We start from the raw sequence: 21,649 nt of genomic DNA, 5'->3' as shown, positions 1-21,649 counted from the left end.
ATCTTAAATTCCCATCTTTCTGCGTGCTACATAAATGAAGAACGGAACTCCGATAAGGGCGGTCATCACACCGACAGGCAACTCCTGCGGCATTAAGACGTAACGGCTTCCAATATCTGCAAGCAGCAAAAGGATTGCGCCGCCCATCGCGGAAAATGGAAGAATCCAACGATGGTCAAGCCCAACTAAAGAACGGATGAGATGGGGAATGACAATTCCAACAAAACCGATTGGACCAGCAACTGAGACTGCAGCACCAGCCAAGACGATCGCGCATACACTGAAGAAAAATTTAGTCCATAGTGTCTTTTGGCCGAGTCCCGTTGCGATGTCATCTCCAATGCTTAACACATTCAATTCTTTGGCGCGGATAAACGCCAAAACTAACGCAATGATTATGTATGGAAGAGCAGTGGTCAGTAAATTCAACGGCCGATTAGCAACAGAGCCCGCCAACCAGAACAATACTTGATCAAGTGCATTTTCATTTACCACGAGGAGCCCTTGTGTGAAGGACGCAAAGAGAGCGGAAATGGCAGCTCCGGCTAACACTAATTTGATGGGTGTCAGACCTTCCCTTCCAGTTGAACTTATAACAAATACCAGTAAAAAAGAAAAAGCGGCACCGGCAAAGCTCAGCCACATATAGGTCTGTAAACTTTGGACGGAAAAGAACACTACTCCTGCCACAACAAAGAAACTGGCACCTGAATTTACACCGAGAATGCTGGGGGAGGATAGAGGGTTCCGGGTGATGGATTGCATAATCGCACCTGAAACACCTAAGCACGCCCCTACAAATGCAGCAATCAACGCACGGGGAAACCGAACGTCCCGAATGATTATATGTTCGTTAGAACTGGTGGGTTGAAAAAAAGCCAGGTAAGCATCTTTCCATTCTGTATCGGTATAACCGTATACCATGCTGGAACACATGAGCAGCAAAATAAAGAAAATGCCCAGAGAAAAGCCTACAGAACGGGAAGAATTAGTATGTAGCATAAATAAAACCTCTGAATTTTTATTTTTCAAACTTTATTGACAAACAAAATCCTATCATATAAGCTACACGTTGTAAATGATTTTCATTCTCAATTAAGAAGGGTAGGCACATAGGTTATGAAGAAATTAGGAGTACTTACAGCTGTATGTTTGTTGATTTTCTTGGGGGCATGCGGCAAGACAGAAAGCACTAAAGAAGCCGAAGCAAAAGAAACGGTCGACAAAGAAAGCTATACAGTCAGCCATGCGATGGGGGAAACGACCATTGAAGGAGAGCCCAAGCGTGTCGTTGTTTTGACGAATGAAGGAATAGAGGCCGTTTTGGCAATGGGCATTACACCCGTTGGAGCTGTAGAAGCTTTTACAGGGGATAAATGGTATGCCCATCTCGCTGATCAACTGAAAGACACAGAATCTGTAGGTAAGGAAAGCGAACCTTCTCTAGAAGCGATTGCTGCTTTGAAACCGGACCTGATCATCGGAAATAAAATGAGACAGGAAAAAGTCTACGAGCAATTGAGTCAAATTGCACCAACTGTATTTGCTGAAACCTTGCGTGGGGATTGGCAGGAAAACTTCAAGCTGTATTCAAAAGCAATCAATAAAGAGGAAGTCGGAAATGAGAAGCTTGCAGCTTATAATCAACGGATCGAAGATATGAAGACTTCTTTGGGGGATCAAACAGAACAAGAGGTATCAATGGTCCGCTTTATGGCAGGAGATGTCCGTATCTATCATAAGGACTCTTTCTCGGGCGTCATTCTTGAACAACTCGGCTTTGCACGGCCGGCCGAACAGGATGTAGCTGATTTTGCAGAAAAAGGGGTGACGAAAGAACGGATTCCTGCAATGGATGGAGATATCTTGTTCTATTTCACTTATGACACAGGGGACAATGAAGCTACAAAATTAGAAGATGAATGGATTAATGACCCGTTATTCCAGAATCTGGAGGTTGCAAAAGCAAACAAAGTCTTCAAAGTCGACGATGTTATCTGGAACACTGCCGGAGGTTATTTAGCCGCCGATCTAATGCTCGATGATTTAGAAACTTATTTTAAATGAAAATAATAAAGAACCCATTTTTGAACGGTTAATCCGTCAAAATGGGTTCTTTTCATGATGACCTGGAGTAGGAGAAATTTACTTTCAGCAGAAGCTATATTGCTTTGTAGCTTCTGCTGCATGGTTGATGCTTTAAAGTGGAAAGGTTTATCTTTAAAGTTCGAAAAGAATCGGGTAAGATCCTCACAGATGATAAAATGCGAGTAATGGAGATTTGACTGACCCAGATTCAGATTGGGTTATCGTATCTGAATCTTTAGTTGTTAGTTAAAGAATTCAAATGAGGATAGTGTAAATACAGAGTGGAAGGTGAAATTTATGAAGCAAAGCAAAAAGATTACAATCAAACCTTTGGAAGAAGAATTTACAGGAGTTGTGAATAAAGCAAACGATACTTTTCCAGTTATTGGAAAAATTCTCCCCAGTTTTTTTAAAGGAGCATGGTCATACGAAGAACAGTTATATGAGAACAAGTCGGAAACGAGTTTTCCGGATGATCAGCTTAACTGGACAGAGTATATCGACAGCGAGAACAAAGTAGTGTTTTTAGCGTTCCACGCAGAGGAATGCATTGGGCAAATTCGCTTGGTGAAAGACTGGAACGGTTTTGCCTATATTGAAAATATCGCTGTCCGGGAGAGGTTTCGGAAAAGCGGGATCGGGCACTTGCTGTTGGAATCTGCAGAAAGATGGGCGCAGGACAAATCGTTGATAGGCCTCTCCCTTGAAGCACAGAATGACAATGTGATTGCCTGCCGTTTTTATGAGAAAGAAGGGTTTGTGCTGGGCGGTGCTGATACCTTAAAGCAGCATGCAAATCCAAATATCGACATTACGTTGTACTGGTACAAAGTCTTTAGAGCTTGAAGATACGATAGCGAGGCAGGAACTACGAGTTTGACAAGATTAGATAACGTTATAGGTAGAAACAGAGGATATAACATATATTGAGGGAAGAGAGAACGCTTGTATTTGAGCATCCTTTCTTCCTTTTAATTTAACTGAATTTCAATTTTGGAAACTTTTGTAAATCTAGACCGTTATTATAGAATATACAAATTTTCCGTCTCTGAAATTAATTTTAAAGGAAGGCAAGACCAAACCTTCTTGTATTTTTTTGAGAAATGTTCATCTTAAATAAAAAGAGAAAGGAGGCGCAATTATGTGGTTCATATTAGGCCTTATTGCAATAGCTGCAACTTGTATAAATCTTTATCTGTATGCAACAGGTAGAGATTATAAATTAGCGATGGCAATGGGGTTATCGTTTACAGCTTTAACAGTTGTTGCGGATTACAGTATGGTGTCCGATTGGGTCAATGCGGAAGATTGGTCTGCTTTGTTGGATGTAGTGCCTACGATGGCAGTAGTGTTATGGGTGTTGACGGTATTATCAATTTTATTGAATATGACACCTATACTCTTAGAGCTGAAAAATAAAAAATAAAGATTAAAGTCTCTAGTATCAATTAAGAGGCTTTTCATTGAAAGTGGTATTCCCTACTTCATAAGTTACTTGAATACTCAAAGGATCATAGTCTGGTTCCATGTTGAATATTATTGTACCTTCACTGATGACCTCATCGTCTGCGATGGCTGCATTTAATTTGAGTTGAGCAAGCAAGGGTTCGATTTCATCAAAGGCACCATCACCATTCATCTTCAAAGTCGGTAAAGCCGAAAACTTCTCCACGAACAATTAAGATTACATAGTAAAACAGGTAGTTACAAAATCCAGGACACCTGCTGTTGCCCTTGTTTATCTCTATAGAGAAGGGGAATTACGGTAGTAAGAATGTATAGAAATAACAAGCGGCGGGAGGTTTTAATATGGAAGAAGTAGTGATTTTAGGAACAGGACCAGCGGGTTTAACAGCCGCTGTTTATTTGGCAAGAGCGAATATGAATCCACTGGTTATTGAAGGAGCAGAACCCGGAGGACAGTTGATGTTAACGACGGAAGTAGAAAACTTCCCGGGTTTTCCTACAGGCATCATGGGACCCGAGTTGATGGATAATATGAGAAAACAAGCGGAACAATTTGGGGCACGGTTTAAAAGAGGTTGGGTTACGGATGTAGATCTGAGTGAAAAACCTTATCAGCTGTCTGTGCAAGGTGAGGGGAATATCGAAACTCATGCACTCATTATTTCTACAGGAGCGACAGCCAAAATGCTTGGGATTCCTGGGGAGCAGGAAAACGTAGGCAGAGGCGTCAGCACATGTGCGACCTGCGATGGATTTTTCTTCCGCAATAAAAAAATCGTCGTTGTGGGCGGAGGGGATTCAGCCATGGAAGAAGCTAGTTTTTTGACTAAATTCGCTTCTGAAGTAGTTATTGTCCATCGCCGCAGTGAACTTCGCGCATCAAAGATCATGCAGGATCGCGCGCGGGAAAATGAAAAAATTTCATGGGCACTCAACAAAACGCCTCTAGAGGTAGTTACAGCTGATGGAAAAGTTGGAGGATTGAAAGTGAAAGACAATACAACAGTGGAAGAAGAAGTGATTGAAGCAGACGGAATTTTCGTGGCAATCGGTCATTTGCCAAACACTTCGTTTCTTAAAGGGCAAATTGAAACGGATGAAATCGGCTATATCAAAGTGAAGCCTGGTACTACAGAAACGAATATTCCCGGAGTTATGGCCTGCGGGGATGTGCAGGACAAAAAATATCGTCAGGCAATCACCGCTGCAGGCACAGGCTGTATGGCGGCATTAGACACGGAACGTCACTTGGAAGGCCAAGAAATCATGGATTGGAGCCAGACTTTACCCTGAGCTACAGTTATCTATAACAGTAACAATTTGAAGGGGCAGTCTGTGCAGCCTCTTTTTTTATGTTTTGCGATCCAATGCTTCGCAATAAAACTCTTTAAGATCTCGTGAAAAATCTTGTAAAAACCAAGAATCCATCCCTGTCTAAAATAGAAAGTTAGTTAAACTTACTGAACATTGATTAGAGGTATAGTATCGAAATAAAAAGTCTTAAACTATGTTTTTTTTTGCTGTTAGTATCTCTAGCGATAAGAAAAAAGTTTACACTATTCCCATTCAGAATGTATAAAATCAGAGGAATGCAGCTTGACTACATAGAAAGGGGATAACCTTATAAAGAAGCCAAAAATAATAGTGGATTTCACCAAAACCGGGGAGTCGTACGATATCATTTTCGACACGGCAGGAAAGACATCCTTTTCAAAATGCAAAAGCTTCCTCAAGGAAAATGGTATTTACCTGTCTACAGTAGCCGGATTGCCGCAATTTGCTTGGATGATGACAACTTCTGTAAGAGGCGGCAAGAAACTAATAGGTGGCTTAGCGCCGATGCGCAAGGACGATTTACTTTTCCTGAAAGAGTTGATTGAGGCAGGAAGGATTAAATCTGTGATAGACAGAAGTTATCCTTTGGCTCAGGTTGCTGCGGCTCATAGCTATGTGGAAACAGGGCATAAAAAGGGAAGCGTAGTGATAACAGTGATACAGCCTATTTAATTTTAAATGCTAATGCAAGTCAATAAAAGCAGTGGACCTATCAGCTCAGGTAAAAGAGGTAGAAGCTAGTTGGCGCTGCTCTTCCTCTTTTGTCTGTATATATGTATTTTTACTAATGGTTTTATTTTCGAAAATTCAAATATAAAATCTATTTTATGGGAATTTTTAGTACAATGGAAATAGATTGTAAGAAGACAACGGCTGAAGTAGTTCAACAGGAAACCAAATTGAGTAATTTAAAGAAACTTCAAATTTTCAAGAAAACAGCTTAAAAAAGGTAGAGGTGACTTGATGATACGCGGACATAAAGAAATTAAAGTGGTCATTGGCGCCGATAATTACAACAACAATCCCGGATGGATCCACACCCAAGAAGAAGAACTTAGTTTACTAGATGAAACAACTTGGAAAAACCAATTTAAAAAGGGCTCTATATCAGCTATTTTGGCTGAACATGTTTGGGAACACCTTACATATCAAGAAGGGCTTGAAGCTGCAAGGCTTTGCCATCAATACCTGAAACCTCGGGGGCATATTCGATGCGCGGTTCCCGATGGATACTTTCCCGACGAAGCATATCAAAACATAGTTAAAATCGGTGGACCTGGCCCAAAAGATCATCCAGCCGCTAGCCATAAAATCGTTTACAACTACAATACTTTAGCGTCCATATTTGAAATTGCCGGCTATGAAGTGAAATTTCTTGAGTATTGTGATGAAGCCGGCCATTTTCAATTCAGTGAATGGCAGGAAGAGGATGGAGTTATCTTTCGTTCGAAAAAATGGGATCCTCGAAATCAAGGAGATAAGCTCATCTTTCCATCACTCATAATTGATGCGATTAAACGGTAATTCACTGATTGTGATGTATTGAAAGTTAAATTTCATTCGATTTTTACACCATTGGAGGAATGGGTACATGGATTACATTAAAAAATTGAGATCTCTGGTTGGCAATGAAAAAGTGATTATGGTAATCGCCGGTGCTTTTGTATTTGATGGAGAAAACCGACTTCTTTTACAGCAACGCTCTGATACTGGTGAATGGGGTCTGCCTGGTGGGTTTATGGAGATGGGGGAACGCGTTCAAGAGACAGCGAACAGAGAAGTCTACGAAGAAACCGGTCTGAGGATGCAAGAGCTTGAGTTATTTGGCATTTATTCTGGTTCGGATTATGATAAGACATTTTCGAATGGAGATCAAGTATCCATGGTCCAGGTTTTATTCAATTGCCGTCAATATGAAGGGCAACTAGTTGAACAGAACGACGAATCGTTGAATAACAAATTTTACGATCTAACCGAGTTGCCTGAAAATCTTTTTCCGGATCATCGGACTTTCTTTGAGGATTTAATGTCTGGACAGCAACTCCCAATTCTAAAATAGACAGTAGCTTAATTTGCGCTGTTCTTCCTCTTTTATCCGTGAAAATGAGGAGAATGTCGGGATTTCGGATCACTTTTCTTCATTTATCCACTTTAATGATAATAACGGCTGTTTGTTCAGGTTCATTCCATTGAATCATATGGGATGAACCTGCTATGGCTTTTATCGAAATATCCTCAATACGGTTTCGCAGCTGACCGATGCCTTTCACTAAGAGATGGTTAAGTTAAGAGTGAGGAGAAAAAGTATGGAAATTGATAGTCAAGAATTTAATGTCAAAGGCAGGTCCTATATAGTCAGATCTGCAGTACAGTCAGACGCGCAAAGCTTGTCAGAAATAAGGTTGCAGATAGATGGGGAAACTCAAAATTTGGACAGAGAAAAAGGCGAAGCTTTTATGGATGTAACTGATTTTGAGCAACTGATTAAAGCAGACACGATGAATAAGAAGAATCTTTTTTTAGTTGCTGTAGTTGATAACAATATTGCCGGTTTTTCGAGATGTGAGGGAAGTACATTAAATCGGTTTTCCCATAAAGTAGAATTTGGGGTGGGTGTATTAAAAGGATATTGGGGATATGGGATCGGAAGAAATCTTTTAAAGGAATCTGTTGCTTGGTGTGGTGCCAATGAAGTAAGGAAAATAACATTAAATGTTCTTGAATCAAATGAAAAGGCGATTTCCCTTTATAAAGATTTTGGTTTTGAAATTGAAGGCATTTTAAAGAACGACAAACTATTTGCTGATGGGAAATTCGGCAATACTGTTGTGATGGGAAGATTCAAGTGATTGTTCAGTCGAAATTAACCTAATTTATATATCAGAGAACTATCAAAAGAGAAGAAGCTTGACCGTAAGTTTTTGCTTTTATAGGAGGGAAAATGATGAATAGCAAGATTCATATCCTGGGAGCTGCGGGATCAGGAACATCGACACTCGGCAACTCGTTAGCAAAAGCCCTGCCGCATACTCACCTTGATACAGATGACTATTTTTGGACAACCAAATACATAGAACAAAGGCCAGTCCTTGAAAGAAAGGAAATGCTCAAGAAGGATTTGTCGCGAGATGATGAATGGATTCTGTCAGGAGCTGTAGCCGGCTGGGGCGATTGCTTCATGCCCTGCTTTGACCTGGTTGTTTTCTTATGGATCCCGTCGGAAATCAGACTTGCGAGATTACAGCAGAGAGAAGTGGAACGGTACGGAAAGGATGCACTGGCTGGTGGCACCAGATACGAAGAATCGCAAGCTTTTCTGGAGTGGGCATCCCTGTATGACCATGCAGGAATGGAAGTCAGGAGCAAAGCCTTGCATGAACAATGGATAGCCGAATTGTCTTGCCCGGTACTAAGAATCGAGGGCGACTATTCAGTCGAAGAGCGTGTTGCAGCGGTAATAAATTACTTGAATAGTAATAATCCGTGTTAATGCTGGAACAGGAATTAGCATTAAAATTTAAAAAGATGCTTTCGCATGGCATTCAAATCAGCTGACAACAAGTTTGAAAGGAGGAGAATAATGGATCAGTTTATTCACGAACTGGCAAACAGGATAAAAGTGCAGGACAAAAAACTCATTATAGGGGTATCTGGCCATGGCGCCGCTGGGAAAACCACGTTTACAAACAGGCTCATCAATCTTCTGGACAAAAGTAAAATCAATTACATAAATACAGACCCCTATATTATAGATAGTAGTGTACGTAATCACGCGACCATCGATTATACATACCAAAAAGAAAATCATCGGTATAAAATAACAGCTTGCCACCCTTCCGCACATCATTTACCTTCTTTGGAAAGAGACATTCGGATGGTTAGAGAAGGTTTAGATTTCTGCACGATAGATACGCATTATATGAAAAGCGAGTTGATTTCATCCCGAAAAAACATAACTGTTGTAGAAGGAATGAGCGTCGCTTTTGTTGATCCAGCCTTATTTGATTTGACGGTTTATTTTTATACCGATGGAGAAACGGAGTTAAAGAGAAGATCCATTCGCGATATTGAGGAAAGAGGAAGAACGATAAGTGACCTTAGACGGTCTCATGAAGAACGGCGCATCCAGTATGAAGTTTTTATGCATCCCTATAGCCAAAACTTCGATGTTATTTTTAAAATGGTCGATCAACAGGTGATCCTGGAGAAAGGCGATTTTAGTAGTGCATAAAACATGAATACCTTTAAAAAGGCTTTTGAATTGGGAGGGGGATTATGTTGTTGTTTCAAAATGGACACTTAAAGGTTCGTAATTTAGAGGAAAAGGACAATTACCTGTTAACGAGATGGCTTTCAAACCCGTCAGTTCTGGAATTTTATGAAGGAAGAGATAATCCGTTTGATTTAGAAAAAGTTACTAAAGTTTTTTATAATTCCAATGATCAGAAATTCAAATGCATAGTAGAGTTTGACGATAACGAAATAGGATATGTTCAATTTTATCAATTAGATGATGAAACAAAAACGAAATATGGGTATGGTGATGAGAATATTTATGGTGCAGACCAGTTTATAGGCAAGAATGAATATTGGAATAGAGGCATTGGAACACTACTTGTTACATCACTTGTTAGTTTTCTAATTGAAAATAAAAAAGCAGACCGGGTAGTTATGGACCCTCAGATCAGAAATGCGAGGGCTATAAAATGCTATCAAAAATGTGGATTCAAAAAAGTGCGAATCCTTCCTAAGAATGAGTTGCATGAAGGAATTTATCAGGACTGTTGGTTGATCGAATATCAAAAAAGATGTAAAGCATCAACGAAAGGGACTGTCGGAATTTCGAAGGTCAAAAAGGAAGGCGGGGTATGAATTGAGAAAATCCTTAAAAGTTATTCTTGTGATTTTAGGCGTCATTTTTCTAGGCATAGCAGTGCTGGTCATATCATTTAACCTAAGTATGAAACCGGATTCTGATAGAGAAGAAAAGATACGGCAAGAAGCAGACCGATACCTGCAAGCAAACTTCAATGATGATTTTGAAATCTACGCTACACTATATGACAATATGGGGAATTTCGAATTCGAGTACGCAGCTAAGGTACGAGAAATCCGAAGCAATACAGAATTTCTGGTGTATCCGGATGCTGAGACAGAACAGATGGTGGATACGTATGTTTCTGACCGATGGTCTAATGAACTTGAAGAGGAAATGCGTCCCTACATCCGCCGAGCTTTTGGAGAATCGGCTGTAGTTTATGTATTTATTGATGATGAGATAGGAGCTACCTTAAATGTCGATCCGCTCAATGTCGGAAGTTCTAAAGATTACAACCTCGAGCCCATCGTCCGACTGGATATACCAAGGGAAAGAATAGTGGATGACGAGGAACATTTCACTGAATTCATTTCTTATTTAAAAGATGAAGGCATTTTGCAAAACGGTCAGCTTATCGTGTCCTATGTCGCTGAAACAGGTGAAATCCTGGAAGATGAAGAGTGGAGCCGAGAGATTTAACCAGTCATTTCCGCTATATTCCATCATTCTTTACCTGCAAAAAGATGGAAAAGCTTTAGGCAAACACTTTGCCTAAAGCTTTTTTGTTGATTCATCGAAGAATAGCTGCCTCAATTATTTTACGTCAAATCAATTTGTTTGCGGATTACGCGTGTTTGTTTGCACAATAACGCTCGTTGTTTGCGCCATAAACCCATTTGTTTGCGGAATAGGCAAGGTTGTTTGCGGTAGAGCACTTTTTGTTTGCAGTAAGCTCAAAATTTTCCATGAATGATGAAAAAAGCTTCAGGCGATCACTCTACCTGAAGCTTTTTTCGATAAATTAATAAAGAAAAGGTTATGAATTTGCAAGAGTAACCTTTATAGTGAAGCATAGAAAGAAGCTTGTTTGTACAGAACGACTCTTTAGTTCGGGTTGTTACAGCGTCAATCATTGTTTCTTTCGCAATTATTTCGAACTGCCCCAGTTTTTGGTTATACCTAGTCATCGGAGAAGAAGTAACAGCATAGTAATTGGAGGCAAAAGAATGAATAAAGAATACCACTCATTTGGCTGGTACGCGTCTAAAGTAGCGCCGCACCTGCCCAAACCAGCGTTTAAACCGGTACCTGGGCGTCTACTCGGCGGACTCGCTTATCTGATCATCACCATCGCTGGAATGTTGACGATTGGGCTATATGATTTACCGTTTCTTGCAAACATCGCCATTTCGTTTGTCATTGGTACAAGTTTTGCTGCCATGGGATTCCTAGGACATGAAATCTTACACGGAACGATAGTGAAAAAAGCCGGTTTGCGTAATTTATTAGAGGCTGTTTTCTTTTTCCCCCTGCTTACCGGACCCAGATTATGGCGCAAATGGCATAACATGACCCATCATGTTCATACGCAAAATGAAGAGAAAGATCCGGATACCTGGATGACAAAAGACGAATTGGACCGAAAGCCTGCGCTGAAACTTATCTATCGATTGCCCTTTTCAGTACGTGCATTTCTGGAATTTTTCTCGTTGTGCTTCCTATTCACACTCCACTCCACGAGAATGTTCTTCAATTACGTTAAAGAGTTTCAGCCTGAAAAACGGGCAGCTGTCTGGATCCAGTTTTTAATTCCTTGGATTGTTTGGACAGGCTTGATCTTCTTTGTAGGTATAAGCAATTGGGTATTCATCTTCTTGATTCCGCATTTAATTGCGAATGCCATCGTGATGGGGTATATCTCGACGAATCATCGGTTGAATCCACACGTTCCCGTTAATGATCCATTGGCAAACACCTTATCCGTGACGGTTCCTAAATGGATCGACGTGTTGCATTTTAATTTTTCCTATCATACAGAGCATCACATCTTTCCAAGCATGAGCTCGAAGTATTATCCGTTAGTGAAAGAAAAAATAAAGGATAACTGGCCAGGTCTTTATCACGAGATGCCGATGTCGAGTGCTTTAAAAGCGCTATGGAAGACACCAAGAGTTTATTACAATGGAAAAGAATTGATTGATCCTCAGGCAGAACTCGTCTATGGCTCACTCGGAAATGGCCTGGATCCTGAAGCAATTAAGCCGCGACCGGTGAATAGCAGGACTGTCAAAGAGGGAGTAACACAAACCTGAAGTTCTATAGAGCAGGCATGTCGCTATAGGGTATAAAGTAGACATAGAAAGACCCGTAACCTCTTTAGCTAAGGTTATGGGTCTTTCGAATTTTAAATGACATAAAATTCAATGCGTGCCATTCATCTGTGAAAATTTTCTTTCGAAAACACCCTTTTTTCAGTTTAATGAGCTACACAATGATGGTATAAACATATTAAAGACCTGAACGTCAACAAGCAGTTACATCTACAAAAAATGCCACAGGTTTAAACAGGTACCACCTATATGAATTCCCCGCAGCCAAGGGGGAGTAGCTGGAGGAACACCTCTTTCACAATCGTCAGGACATGATGATGCGTCATCATCGGTTGTGATGGCAGATACGAATGCTCAGCGAGACCTTTGCCTAAGTAGTTAGGTATGGGTCTTTTTTGTTTGATTTCAAGAAGGAGGAGAACGGCGATGGATGTGTTAGTGCTGCAGTATGCATGGATTCTTTTGGTGCTGGTGGGCCTTGAAGGCTTGCTTGCTGCTGACAATGCGGTCGTGATGGCGGTCATGGTCAAGCATTTGCCGAAACCGCAGCAGAAAAAAGCCTTGTTCTATGGCTTGTCGGTAGCGTTTCTGTTCCGCTTTCTGGCTCTTTTCGCGATTACTTTCCTGGTCAACATTTGGCAGATTCAGGCGCTCGGTGCGCTTTACCTGATCTTCATCGCGGCCAAGCACCTCCACGACCAGCGGAAACATCACGTCGCACTGGAAAGTGGGCAACGTGGACATTCCGGTTTCTGGACCACTGTATTGAAAATTGAAGTCGCGGACATTGCATTTGCGGTGGACTCGATGCTTGCGGCGGTCGCACTGGCCATGACGCTGCCGCATTGGGGAGCGTTCTCCATTGGCGGCATCAACGGCGGGCAATTTTCCGTCATGATTGCCGGGGGATTGATCGGTGTGGTGATTATGCGCTTTGCGGCCCATAAATTTGTCCGGTTGTTGGAGCGGTATCCGACGCTTGAAACTGCCGCCTTCATTGTGGTCGGTTGGGTCGGTGTGAAACTGGGCGTGTTGACCCTGTCCCACGAAAAGATCGGCTTGCTGCCGCATGATTTCCCGCATTCACTGCCGTGGACGGTGGTTTTCTGGACGGTCATGATTGGCATAGTGGCTGTCGGTGCATGGACGGGGAAAAAGCACAATGATGCTGCGCATTAATTGAGTTTTCTAATGTATCGGTGCCGCAAAAGGCGCCGCATGGTAAACTGGTGACAACAAATCTGACCTTCCGAAAGGAGAAACCGGCATGAAAGGGATGGGACTTCTCACCGCTCTTCACCTGACGCACCGCGCACGGAAACTAAACCGGAAACAGCTGGAAGCGCTTCAGCAAAAGCGCCTTGCGCGCCTCGTGCAACACGCCAGACGCAGCCCGTATTTCAAGACGAAACTTTCGCACGTCAACGGGCCGCTCAGCTTGGCCGATTTGCCCCTCACCCAGAAGAAGGAATTGATGGCGAACTTTGATGACTGGCTCACCGACCGCTCCCTGTCGAAACAAGACGTGGAGCGGTTTATGGAAAACCCGGACAACATCGGGCGGAAACTGAACGGACGTTACCTGGTCAATACCACGTCCGGTTCCACCGGGCACCCAGCAATCGTCCTGTATGACAACGCCACGATGAACGTCGTGTCAGCGATTGCGGTACTGCGCGCTGTGGCCAAACGCGAAGATTTAAAGGCGTTTCTCAGAAGCGGCAAAAGCACAGCGGGTCTGTTCGTGGATGGCGGCTTTTACCTCGGCAACGGGACGGTGCGTTATAACCTGCGGCGCATGCCGTGGAAGAAAAACCAGATCATTATCGATGTGCGGCAAGATACCGACAAAATCGTCAACCAGCTGAACGCTTTTCAGCCAGCGCTCCTTGGTGGCTACCCTACGGCGCTTGAACTGCTTTTGCCTTATAAGCGGAGCGGGAAGCTCTCCATTTCACCGGTGTTGATCATGGCGGGCGGTGAACACATGAGCGGCGACTTGCGGACAGAGCTCAAAGAGGTGTTCGGCTGCATGGTCCAGTCGACTTATGCCTGCACAGAAGCGGGAACGATCGCTTGTGAATGCCGGGAAGGGCGTTATCACCTCAATGAAGACTGGCTGATCGTCGAAGCGGTGGATAGGGACTTCCGTCCAGTGGCTGACGGCGTTCAAGCCGAGCAGTTGCTGATCACCAATTTGTTCAACTACACGCAGCCGTTTATCCGCTATGCAGTGACTGACCGTGCGATCATCCACAGCAATCCTTGTCCCTGCGGCAAACCAAGCCGGTGGATCGAACTCGAAGGGCGCACAGATGAAATCCTGAGTTTTTCAGGAGGCCGCAAAGTCGCGCCGCTTGCCGTGCAGTCTGTGATTGCCGACATCGAAACGATCGACCGTTTTCAGCTGATCCAGCGCAGGGAAGATACGCTTGAACTCCGGCTGCAGGCACAAAAACCGGACCAGGCGTTTAAGGAGGCGGAACAAAAGCTGCAGGCGTTCTTTCAGAAGCAAGGCATCCACGCGGATATCGTACTGTCCGGGAAAGCGCCTCAAGCTCATCCGGGCAGCGGGAAATTCAAGCATATCTACGCTTATCCGGCGCAGCCGCCTGAAAAAACCGAGTAAATGGAATGTCTGGAGAATGTGTGCCTGCTGAAAAGGGGGAGGGTGTCCATGAAAAAATTCGTTGGGTCATTACTAGGCGGTCTGTTGGCCGGCTTGCCTTTGGCATTTTGGTGGATTGGTTATGAAAGCATCATCTATAGCCAGTTGAATTTGGCCGGTGTCGATGAAGTCATGGTTCGGGAGATGGATTTTGACTTCGTGTTCTATGCTTCTTTACTGGTTGTCGGGATCACGGCAGTCATCTACTCTATCTGGAGCTGGGTCGATAACAAACGGGAAGAACGGTTTTACCGGGACTATAAAAAGGATTCCAACTAAGAAGAGAGCTTTATTGCTGCGTGCTGCGGCAATGGGCTCTTTTTTATTGCCACAACGTTTAACTCCCAGCGGCTGGAGGTATGAGCAAGAGATAAGGGCTTATGCCTAACCTTTTGAAAGTGAGGGATGTCCATGTTTGACAGGACAGCGGGAAGTTATGTGGTGGAATTACTGAAGGAATGGAAAGTGGACCATATCTACGGAATGCCGGGCGACTCCATCAATGAATTCATGGAAGAGTTGCGAAAAGATGACGTGATCCGCTTTATCCAAATACGTCACGAAGAAACCGGAGCACTGGCAGCGTCCGCCTATTCGAAATTGACCGGTAAGATCGGCGTCTGTTTGTCGATTGCGGGTCCTGGAGCGGTGCATCTGCAAAATGGCCTGTATGATGCACAAAAAGATAAAACACCCGTCTTGGCGATCGTCGGGCAGGTCAGCAGCGAGCTGGTCGGCACCGACAGCTTCCAGGAGCTGAAGATGGAGTCGCTGTTTGAGGAAGTGGCCGTCTACAACCGCCGCGTTCAAACGGCAGAACAGCTGCCGGACATGCTGAATCAGGCAATCCGGACGGCTTATGCCGAAAAAGGGCCGGCAGTGCTGATCGTCTCGGATGATCTGTTCGGCACCAAAATCAAGCGCGATAAAGTGCTGACTTCACCTGCCTATGCCGCACCGAATGTCCGGGCGCATGAAGAAGACCTGCAAGACGCGTTGAAGTTGCTGCAGGCCGCGAAAAAACCAGTCATTTTGGCTGGTAAAGGCGCAACCGGCGGCACGTCGGAAGTGCTGGCGTTTGCAGAAAAGCTGAAAGCGCCCGTGATCGCCTCATTCCCGGCGAAAGGCATCATTCCGGACGACCATCCACATAATTTGGGCCAATTGGGACAGCTCGGCACCGATCCAGCTGAACAAGCCATGAAAGAAGCGGATCTGTTGATACTGGCGGGCACCGCATTTCCGTACCGGGAGTATTTGCCTGATGACGCACCGGCCATTCAAATTGATGTCGATCCAAAAGTCATCGGCAAGTATTACCCGGTGCTGGTCGGACTGGTCGGGGAACTTGCACCGGCTGCCGCCTGGCTGACCGCCCATTTAGGGGAGAAAGAAGACGCTTTCCTCTTGAAGTATCAGGAAAAACGTGCACAATGGCATGAAACCCTGCAAAAGGATATGGCGCAGGAAACGGACCAGCTGCAGCCGCAGCAGGTCATTGCGGAAGTGCAGTCCATTCTGGAACGCGATGCGGTGGTGTCACTCGATGTCGGCAGTGTAACGCTGTGGGCGGCGCGCTACCTGCAATTGACCCAGCAGCAGCTCGTCGTGTCGGCATGGCTTGCGACCATGGGCTGCGGGTTGCCGGGTGCGATTGCCGGAAAACTGGCCTACCCGGACAAGCAAGTCGTGTCACTGCTCGGCGATGGCGGATTCTCGATGGGCATGCAGGACTTCGTCACGGCGGTCAAATACGACTTGCCGATGATCCTGGTCATCTTCAACAACCAGAAAATCCAACTCATTGAACACGAACAGGAAGAAATGGGCAATCAGGCGACGCAGACCAATCTGGCGAATATCGACTTCGCAGCGTTTGCCCATGCCTGCGGCGGAGAAGGCTATACCGTGAAGACACGAATTGAGCTGCGGGATGCGCTGGCAAAAGCCAAGACGAGCGGGAAACCGGTGGTCATTGACGCTTTTGTCGAAGACAGTGCACCGCCTTCTTAATGAAGGAGGCGGGTTTCATCAGGGAGAAGGAGGAATTCGTCTCAACTGACTTTAAATTTGAATAAAACAGAACAACGCAAAAAGCGGCCGGTTTTTTCTACCGGCCGCTTTTTAGGTTATTCATTGATTGAATAGAGTGAAGAGATTATGCAGTTCCGCTGGCAGGGGACGGCCGAAATAATAGCCTTGGCCTTCATCGCAATTTTCCCCGTGCAGGAAAGCCAATTGGGTTTGTTCTTCAATGCCTTCCGCTACGACGGTCATGTTCAATTGATGCGCCAGGGAGATGATGGTGGCGGTGATGGCTTTGCCGTTCAAATTTTTGCTGATGTCTTCGACAAAACTGCGGTCGATTTTCACCCGGTCAAACGAAAACTGACGCAAATAACTGAGGGACGTGTAGCCGGTGCCGAAATCATCAATGGACATGGAGACGCCGAGCTCTTTCAAGCTGTTCAAGCTGCATTTGAGCAAATCCGTGTCCACCAGTAAAATGCTTTCGGTCACTTCTAGTTCCAGCCACTCCGCACTCAGTCCGGTTTCTTCCAGGATGGCTTTTACTGTCTGGACGAAATTCGGCTGCTGTAGCTGGATTGTGGATATGTTGACGCAGATTTTAATGGGCGGGTAGCCTTGGTCCTGCCAGGCTTTGTTCTGTGTGCAGGCAGTGTGGAGCACCCAGCGGCCGATGGAGACGATTTGTCCCGTTTCTTCGGTTACCGGGATAAAGATATCCGGCGGCACCAAGCCCAGTTCCGGGTGGTTCCAGCGGATCAATGCTTCCATCGCACTCAGCTTGCCGCTCTTCAACTGGATGATGGGCTGGTAGTGCAGCACCATTTCCTGTTTTGTGAGGGCCGATTTCAACTCGCGTTCGATGGTTAGCCGGTATGCGGATTGTTGATCCAGTTCTTCGGAGTAGACCGTGTACTGATTGGTCTTGTGTTTTTTGGTGTAGTACATCGCGGCATCCGCTTTTTTGATCAGGGCATTGGAGGTTTCTTCCGGTCCGATGCTGAACGCGATGCCGACGCTTGCCGAGATGGCGACGGCATGGCCGAGTGCTTCAAATGGCTTCGCCAGTGATTCATGGAGCTGTTCCGCCAATCGGAAAACCTCCTGTTGGTTGAGGTTCGGCAGCAGGACTGCAAATTCATCACCCGCAAACCTTCCCACAGTGTCGCACCCATTGACACTGTCCAACAGCCGTTGTGCGATTCCTTTTAAAAATTCATCGCCGAACTGGTGGCCGAACGAATCATTGATGAATTTAAAGCGATCCAAATTCAGCGACAGCACGGCAGGTCGGCGTTTTTCGCCAGAAGTGCTTTCAATCGCCTGATTGACCCGGTCTTCGAACAATTTGCGGTTTGGCAGACGGGTCAACGGATCGAAAAAAGCTAATTCTTCCATCACGTTTTTATAGTAGAGTTCATCGGTGATGTCTTTGGCGATGCCGTACGCGCCGATGATGGTGCCGTTTGCCTTCATCGGAAAATTGGTCACCAGCAGATTCCGCTTTTTCCCGTCTTTCCGGATGATGGCGACGTCATAGGTTTCTGTAATACCGCTCAGGGCGTTACGGAAATGAAGGAGGGCAGTGGGCAGATCTTCTGAAACGATCATCGGGCTGAACGTCAACTGAAGGATCTCTGAGATTGAATAGCCAGACAACGTTTCACATGCCGGATTAGCTGTCTTAAAATTCCCTTCCAGATCGAAAGTGAAGACTGCATCTGGATTGTGGACGAATAGGGAGTTCAGCCGATCTTCGTTTTCTTTTACCAGGAGATTGGCTGTGACTTCTGCGGTGATGTCAATAACGGTCCCGCACAAAACAGTCTCATTTTGCCATTGCTTTTTAGTCGAATGTACTTCAACATGGCGCAATTGTCCATCACTTCTATAAACCCTGACGCGGTAACGTGCATAGGTGTCCAAATTATCGCTATTCAGCATCCGTGCCTGGATAATCGCCAGATCTTCCGGATGGATTAAAGTATTGGGCGTGATGCTGCCATTCAACAGATCTTCTTCGCTATAGCCGATCAATTCACAGAAATGCTGATTGACGTAGGAATAAGACCAGTCTTTTACTATATACATGCTGATAGGTGCTTGGTGGACCATTCCATCAAAGAGGTCTTTATACAGCACATCGCTGGATAAAAACATTTTTTCAATACCGGAGGATTTCCTATTGTTTTTATCGTATTCCATAAGTTGAACCTCCATTGATTTGAACAAGTACTGATTTACGGCAAGTGAAACCTGACAGCTAACTTTCTGCGTTCTGTGCAATAATATGACGCTTGTTATGTATGATAACGTATCCTTCAAACAACTTCCATTTATTTTTTAATTTAACAAATAAAATATGTACAGTTTGACTTTAACTCTCTTTCGTAGAGGCGATTCGGTAAAGCCTCGGCGTGGTGCCAACCGATTTCTTGAAGGCTGCCTGGAACTGGGTAGCACTTTTGTAGCCGACACGAAAGCTGATGGATGCGACAGCAGTTTCAGTCGTGGCAAGCAGTTGTTTTGCTGTCTCCATCCGGCAGGAGATGAGGTATTGGAGCGGACTCATGCCGGTATGCTGTTTGAAGAGGCGCGAAAGCTGGTATTTGTTCAGGGCGAACTTTGCGGCAAGGTCGTCAAGCAACAGGGAGCGGTAATGGTGTTCTTCCATATAATGCTTGACCAGTCGGATCGTTTTTTCAACCTCACGGGAGTCCAGGGAGTTTTGCGTGTTTGCGGAGCGGTCTAACAGTGCTCTAATCAATCCGACCAAGTGATGGGTGATCCTGGAGTCTGGATGCGGCTGTTCGTTTTCCTGCTCGAGCCGGGCAAACAGCGGGATTATTCCGGCAAGGTCGTCTACCTGGATCACCTGCGGCACATCCGTCACGAGATCAGGTTTTAAATGAGGCGAAGCAAACGACAGCCGGTATCCGCTTTGCTTTGGTGCAGCAGGATAGTCGAGTTCGTGCCAGAAACCCGAAGGCACGAACAAAGCCGTACCGGAAGGGAGGGAATAGGAGTGCGTACCGATCTTACAGTGGACACGGCCTTCTGTCACCAGCAGCAATTCCGCTGTATCAGGATGGCGGTGGAGCGGCTGATAGCGGGGCTCACCATGCGGAATTGAAAAATGCTGGATGGAATGGAATAGGAACGTTTCTGAGATGGGATTAATCGTTTCAGTCAAAAGGATCGCTCATTTCTGCTTTTCTTCTATTTTAACAAGAATTAATAAGAAATTCTGTATAATACCGGTAAATTCTGATAAAAAAGAGCGAATAAATACAAGAATCGATAAGAGCTGATCTCTGCAGGACCGCACAGAGATCAGGGAACGAGATCATTTATGTTTCTGCCGGATTCCTGCATCTAGTTGGCTGCAGTAATCCTCCCGGAGCATAGCCATCAGAATTTCATCGGAATAGGCATTGTTCAAATAGAGGGACTGCCTTAAGGTTCCTTCTTTTTTAAATCCGGCTTTTTCATACGCTTTTATGCCGCGGACGTTATGCGAGTACACTTCCAATTCCAGACGGTTTAGCTCGAGCTCCTCGAATGCGAAAGCCAGGGCAAGTTGCGTTGCTTTAGTGCCGTAGCCTTTGTTCCAGGTCTCTCGGCTGTGCAGCGCTATTCTAAAGCCGGCTTTGTGATTGTCAGGGTCAATGTCCTGGATGGCCAGATCTCCGATGATTTCTTGGCTTGCCGTTGCGCAAATCGCAAAGTCATGGCGGCTTGGATCTTGGCTGAACCGTTGATGGCTTTCACGGATGCTGTCGAGTGTGACAGGAGTGCGCGTACCTGTCATATATAAGGTTTCTTCATCTTGGCAAGAGCAGTAAATACTTTCCATGTCCTCGTCCTTGATCGCTCTTAAGTAGACTGTGGCGTTGTTTTTCATCATCAATTCTCCTTAACTTCTAGTAGTGGCTATTACATACGTTGGAAACAAGAAATGGTTTCAAAGCAGAAGAGTAAGTATGGAAGAAGCGTAAACAGCAAATTCAGAAGAGGATTTGGCCATTATTTTACCGGAAATAGAAGACTATCGGTATGAATATTCCGAAAATTAAGCTAAACTCTAAGTAAATAATGGAGCAAAGGAGGGAATCGGACAGTGATATGCCAAGAAACACTCGAATCCAAGCATAGAAAGAAGGTGAAACGCCGTGAAAGAGCTATGGATCAATTTACCCGTCAAAGATCTGCGTAAATCCAGTGAGTTTTTCAGCAATATCGGCATGGAGATCATGGATCAGGGACAAGAAAACAACCAAATGATCGGAATGGTCGTGGGTGATCACCAAGTTCACGTTATGCTGGTTTTGGAGGAGCGGTTTAAACGATTTTCACTCAATGATTTGGCAGATACCAATCAGTCGACAGAAGTATTGTTTTCAATCTCAGTAGGTACCAGAGAAGAACTTGATGAGACGATCGGCAAAGTGAAACAAGCAGGTGGATTTGTATTTGCCGAACCGTCGGAACAAGATGGTTTATACGGTGCAGGATTTGCGGATCTGGACGGACACCGGTGGAATTTGCTGGTGATGTAGTGAAACGGATTTTGTGTCAGGAACCAACCGTAAATGCAGATCATGATCAATGCGAGTTGTGTTTACGGGATTGCGATTGAATTTGTAAAACAATACTTGCTGAAGAATTTTCTAACGACAGTAAAATTCTTCAGCAAGCAGATTCTATAAGTTTAGAGTAAGGTTTAGACAAACCGCACGAAAAATTGTACGTAAACGGAAAACTTGAAAATGAATCGAAATCGCTAAAAATAACGGAAAAATCGGTTTCGTCTCACTGTCTTAAGCATACTTATTAAATGAGACACTACTTCCGATAATTTATATTATGTCTACTTAAATTAAATTTTAACAAAAGAGACCTTTTGCTGTCGGC

23 protein-coding genes are annotated in these 21,649 nt (G+C 44.5%); 18 read left to right on the top strand and 5 right to left on the bottom strand.

Annotation, left to right across the window (positions count from 1 at the left end; all coding sequences use genetic code 11):
* Positions 1 to 3: 3 nt before the first annotated feature.
* On the bottom strand, positions 4 to 1,002 hold the full coding sequence (locus tag Q0785_RS09125; RefSeq protein ID WP_298828871.1) for an iron ABC transporter permease: 999 nt from the start codon (positions 1,000 to 1,002) through the stop codon (positions 4 to 6).
* Between the two features lie 117 nt (positions 1,003 to 1,119).
* Between Q0785_RS09125 and Q0785_RS09120 the strand changes: the two genes are divergently transcribed.
* The 3 genes from Q0785_RS09120 (at position 1,120) to Q0785_RS09110 (ending at position 3,514) form a co-directional block, all read left to right on the top strand.
* A complete protein-coding gene (locus Q0785_RS09120) occupies positions 1,120 to 2,067 on the top strand; it encodes an iron-siderophore ABC transporter substrate-binding protein (protein ID WP_298828868.1) in 948 nt (315 codons plus the stop codon).
* 318 nt (positions 2,068 to 2,385) lie between these two features.
* Positions 2,386 to 2,934 carry a GNAT family N-acetyltransferase gene (locus Q0785_RS09115; protein ID WP_298828864.1) on the top strand — a complete coding sequence of 183 codons (549 nt, stop codon included), beginning with the start codon at positions 2,386 to 2,388 and terminating at the stop codon, positions 2,932 to 2,934.
* A gap of 295 nt (positions 2,935 to 3,229) precedes the next feature.
* The gene (locus Q0785_RS09110; protein ID WP_298828861.1) at positions 3,230 to 3,514 is read left to right on the top strand and encodes a hypothetical protein; all 285 of its coding nucleotides are present in this window, start codon (positions 3,230 to 3,232) and stop codon (positions 3,512 to 3,514) included.
* A gap of 18 nt (positions 3,515 to 3,532) precedes the next feature.
* On the opposite strand, the gene Q0785_RS09105 is transcribed toward Q0785_RS09110, so the two are convergent.
* A complete protein-coding gene (locus tag Q0785_RS09105; RefSeq protein ID WP_298829344.1) occupies positions 3,533 to 3,727 on the bottom strand; it encodes a YusW family protein in 195 nt (64 codons plus the stop codon).
* A gap of 170 nt (positions 3,728 to 3,897) precedes the next feature.
* On the opposite strand from Q0785_RS09105, the gene trxB reads away from it, so the two are divergent.
* From trxB to Q0785_RS09035, 14 genes are all read left to right on the top strand, one after another.
* Complete coding sequence (gene trxB, locus Q0785_RS09100) at positions 3,898 to 4,848, top strand: thioredoxin-disulfide reductase (RefSeq protein ID WP_298828858.1); 951 nt, start codon at positions 3,898 to 3,900, stop codon at positions 4,846 to 4,848.
* A gap of 351 nt (positions 4,849 to 5,199) precedes the next feature.
* Positions 5,200 to 5,562, top strand: a complete 363-nt coding sequence (locus tag Q0785_RS09095) for a zinc-binding dehydrogenase (protein WP_298828855.1) — start codon at positions 5,200 to 5,202, stop codon at positions 5,560 to 5,562.
* Between the two features lie 291 nt (positions 5,563 to 5,853).
* Positions 5,854 to 6,414 carry an SAM-dependent methyltransferase gene (locus Q0785_RS09090; RefSeq protein WP_298828851.1) on the top strand — a complete coding sequence of 187 codons (561 nt, stop codon included), beginning with the start codon at positions 5,854 to 5,856 and terminating at the stop codon, positions 6,412 to 6,414.
* A 67-nt stretch (positions 6,415 to 6,481) separates the two neighbouring features.
* Positions 6,482 to 6,949 (top strand): NUDIX domain-containing protein, encoded by a 468-nt coding sequence (locus Q0785_RS09085; protein ID WP_298828848.1) that lies wholly within the window; start codon positions 6,482 to 6,484, stop codon positions 6,947 to 6,949.
* A 247-nt stretch (positions 6,950 to 7,196) separates the two neighbouring features.
* Positions 7,197 to 7,739, top strand: a complete 543-nt coding sequence (locus tag Q0785_RS09080) for a GNAT family N-acetyltransferase (protein WP_298828844.1) — start codon at positions 7,197 to 7,199, stop codon at positions 7,737 to 7,739.
* 95 nt (positions 7,740 to 7,834) lie between these two features.
* Complete coding sequence (locus tag Q0785_RS09075; protein WP_298828841.1) at positions 7,835 to 8,380, top strand: hypothetical protein; 546 nt, start codon at positions 7,835 to 7,837, stop codon at positions 8,378 to 8,380.
* Positions 8,381 to 8,470: 90 nt separating this feature from the next.
* Entirely contained in the window at positions 8,471 to 9,121 is a 651-nt protein-coding gene (locus tag Q0785_RS09070; RefSeq protein ID WP_298828839.1) for a phosphoribulokinase, read from the top strand.
* 44 nt (positions 9,122 to 9,165) lie between these two features.
* Positions 9,166 to 9,762, top strand: a complete 597-nt coding sequence (locus tag Q0785_RS09065; protein ID WP_298828835.1) for a GNAT family N-acetyltransferase — start codon at positions 9,166 to 9,168, stop codon at positions 9,760 to 9,762.
* A 1-nt stretch (position 9,763) separates the two neighbouring features.
* Positions 9,764 to 10,408, top strand: a complete 645-nt coding sequence (locus tag Q0785_RS09060) for a hypothetical protein (protein WP_298828832.1) — start codon at positions 9,764 to 9,766, stop codon at positions 10,406 to 10,408.
* Positions 10,409 to 10,935: 527 nt separating this feature from the next.
* Positions 10,936 to 12,021: an acyl-CoA desaturase gene (locus Q0785_RS09055; protein ID WP_298828829.1), complete on the top strand. Its 1,086-nt coding sequence runs from the start codon at positions 10,936 to 10,938 to the stop codon at positions 12,019 to 12,021.
* 444 nt (positions 12,022 to 12,465) lie between these two features.
* The gene (locus Q0785_RS09050) at positions 12,466 to 13,218 is read left to right on the top strand and encodes a TerC family protein (RefSeq protein WP_298828826.1); all 753 of its coding nucleotides are present in this window, start codon (positions 12,466 to 12,468) and stop codon (positions 13,216 to 13,218) included.
* A gap of 88 nt (positions 13,219 to 13,306) precedes the next feature.
* The gene (locus Q0785_RS09045; protein WP_366522831.1) at positions 13,307 to 14,668 is read left to right on the top strand and encodes an AMP-binding protein; all 1,362 of its coding nucleotides are present in this window, start codon (positions 13,307 to 13,309) and stop codon (positions 14,666 to 14,668) included.
* A 48-nt stretch (positions 14,669 to 14,716) separates the two neighbouring features.
* Positions 14,717 to 14,986 (top strand): hypothetical protein, encoded by a 270-nt coding sequence (locus Q0785_RS09040; RefSeq protein ID WP_298828823.1) that lies wholly within the window; start codon positions 14,717 to 14,719, stop codon positions 14,984 to 14,986.
* A 132-nt stretch (positions 14,987 to 15,118) separates the two neighbouring features.
* Positions 15,119 to 16,720: a pyruvate oxidase gene (locus tag Q0785_RS09035; RefSeq protein ID WP_298828820.1), complete on the top strand. Its 1,602-nt coding sequence runs from the start codon at positions 15,119 to 15,121 to the stop codon at positions 16,718 to 16,720.
* Between the two features lie 120 nt (positions 16,721 to 16,840).
* Here the strand turns inward: Q0785_RS09035 and Q0785_RS09030 are convergent, their stop codons facing one another.
* From Q0785_RS09030 to Q0785_RS09020, 3 genes are all read right to left on the bottom strand, one after another.
* Complete coding sequence (locus tag Q0785_RS09030) at positions 16,841 to 18,940, bottom strand: EAL domain-containing protein (protein WP_298828817.1); 2,100 nt, start codon at positions 18,938 to 18,940, stop codon at positions 16,841 to 16,843.
* A 172-nt stretch (positions 18,941 to 19,112) separates the two neighbouring features.
* Positions 19,113 to 19,928, bottom strand: coding sequence for an AraC family transcriptional regulator (locus Q0785_RS09025; protein WP_298828814.1), 816 nt, complete (start codon positions 19,926 to 19,928; stop codon positions 19,113 to 19,115).
* Positions 19,929 to 20,081: 153 nt separating this feature from the next.
* Entirely contained in the window at positions 20,082 to 20,639 is a 558-nt protein-coding gene (locus Q0785_RS09020; RefSeq protein ID WP_298828811.1) for a GNAT family protein, read from the bottom strand.
* A gap of 268 nt (positions 20,640 to 20,907) precedes the next feature.
* Here Q0785_RS09020 and Q0785_RS09015 point away from each other — a divergent pair, with 268 nt between their 5' ends.
* Positions 20,908 to 21,294, top strand: a complete 387-nt coding sequence (locus Q0785_RS09015) for a VOC family protein (protein ID WP_298828808.1) — start codon at positions 20,908 to 20,910, stop codon at positions 21,292 to 21,294.
* Positions 21,295 to 21,649: the final 355 nt, after the last annotated feature.

Origin of the sequence: uncultured Planococcus sp. (assembly GCF_947501725.1) — a bacterium.
Lineage (GTDB): Bacteria > Bacillota > Bacilli > Bacillales_A > Planococcaceae > Planococcus > Planococcus donghaensis_C.
Note: the sequence above shows the minus strand (reverse complement) of the source record. Positions and strands in the feature narration are given on the sequence as shown.

Bases quoted from the DNA above. Each gene is read 5' to 3' on its own strand.
- Q0785_RS09075 (WP_298828841.1), top strand. From the start codon at position 7,835: ATGAATAGCAAGATTCATATCCTGGGAGCTGCGGGATCAGGAACATCG.
- Q0785_RS09085 (WP_298828848.1), top strand. From the start codon at position 6,482: ATGGATTACATTAAAAAATTGAGATCTCTGGTTGGCAATGAAAAAGTG.
- Q0785_RS09080 (WP_298828844.1), top strand. From the start codon at position 7,197: ATGGAAATTGATAGTCAAGAATTTAATGTCAAAGGCAGGTCCTATATA.
- Q0785_RS09090 (WP_298828851.1), top strand. From the start codon at position 5,854: ATGATACGCGGACATAAAGAAATTAAAGTGGTCATTGGCGCCGATAAT.
- Q0785_RS09070 (WP_298828839.1), top strand. From the start codon at position 8,471: ATGGATCAGTTTATTCACGAACTGGCAAACAGGATAAAAGTGCAGGAC.
- Q0785_RS09035 (WP_298828820.1), top strand. From the start codon at position 15,119: ATGTTTGACAGGACAGCGGGAAGTTATGTGGTGGAATTACTGAAGGAA.
- Q0785_RS09040 (WP_298828823.1), top strand. From the start codon at position 14,717: ATGAAAAAATTCGTTGGGTCATTACTAGGCGGTCTGTTGGCCGGCTTG.
- Q0785_RS09120 (WP_298828868.1), top strand. From the start codon at position 1,120: ATGAAGAAATTAGGAGTACTTACAGCTGTATGTTTGTTGATTTTCTTG.
- Q0785_RS09030 (WP_298828817.1), bottom strand. From the start codon at position 18,940: ATGGAATACGATAAAAACAATAGGAAATCCTCCGGTATTGAAAAAATG.
- Q0785_RS09065 (WP_298828835.1), top strand. From the start codon at position 9,166: ATGTTGTTGTTTCAAAATGGACACTTAAAGGTTCGTAATTTAGAGGAA.
- Q0785_RS09055 (WP_298828829.1), top strand. From the start codon at position 10,936: ATGAATAAAGAATACCACTCATTTGGCTGGTACGCGTCTAAAGTAGCG.
- Q0785_RS09125 (WP_298828871.1), bottom strand. From the start codon at position 1,002: ATGCTACATACTAATTCTTCCCGTTCTGTAGGCTTTTCTCTGGGCATT.
- Q0785_RS09045 (WP_366522831.1), top strand. From the start codon at position 13,307: ATGAAAGGGATGGGACTTCTCACCGCTCTTCACCTGACGCACCGCGCA.
- Q0785_RS09105 (WP_298829344.1), bottom strand. From the start codon at position 3,727: ATGAATGGTGATGGTGCCTTTGATGAAATCGAACCCTTGCTTGCTCAA.
- Q0785_RS09020 (WP_298828811.1), bottom strand. From the start codon at position 20,639: ATGAAAAACAACGCCACAGTCTACTTAAGAGCGATCAAGGACGAGGAC.
- trxB (WP_298828858.1), top strand. From the start codon at position 3,898: ATGGAAGAAGTAGTGATTTTAGGAACAGGACCAGCGGGTTTAACAGCC.
- Q0785_RS09050 (WP_298828826.1), top strand. From the start codon at position 12,466: ATGGATGTGTTAGTGCTGCAGTATGCATGGATTCTTTTGGTGCTGGTG.
- Q0785_RS09115 (WP_298828864.1), top strand. From the start codon at position 2,386: ATGAAGCAAAGCAAAAAGATTACAATCAAACCTTTGGAAGAAGAATTT.
- Q0785_RS09110 (WP_298828861.1), top strand. From the start codon at position 3,230: ATGTGGTTCATATTAGGCCTTATTGCAATAGCTGCAACTTGTATAAAT.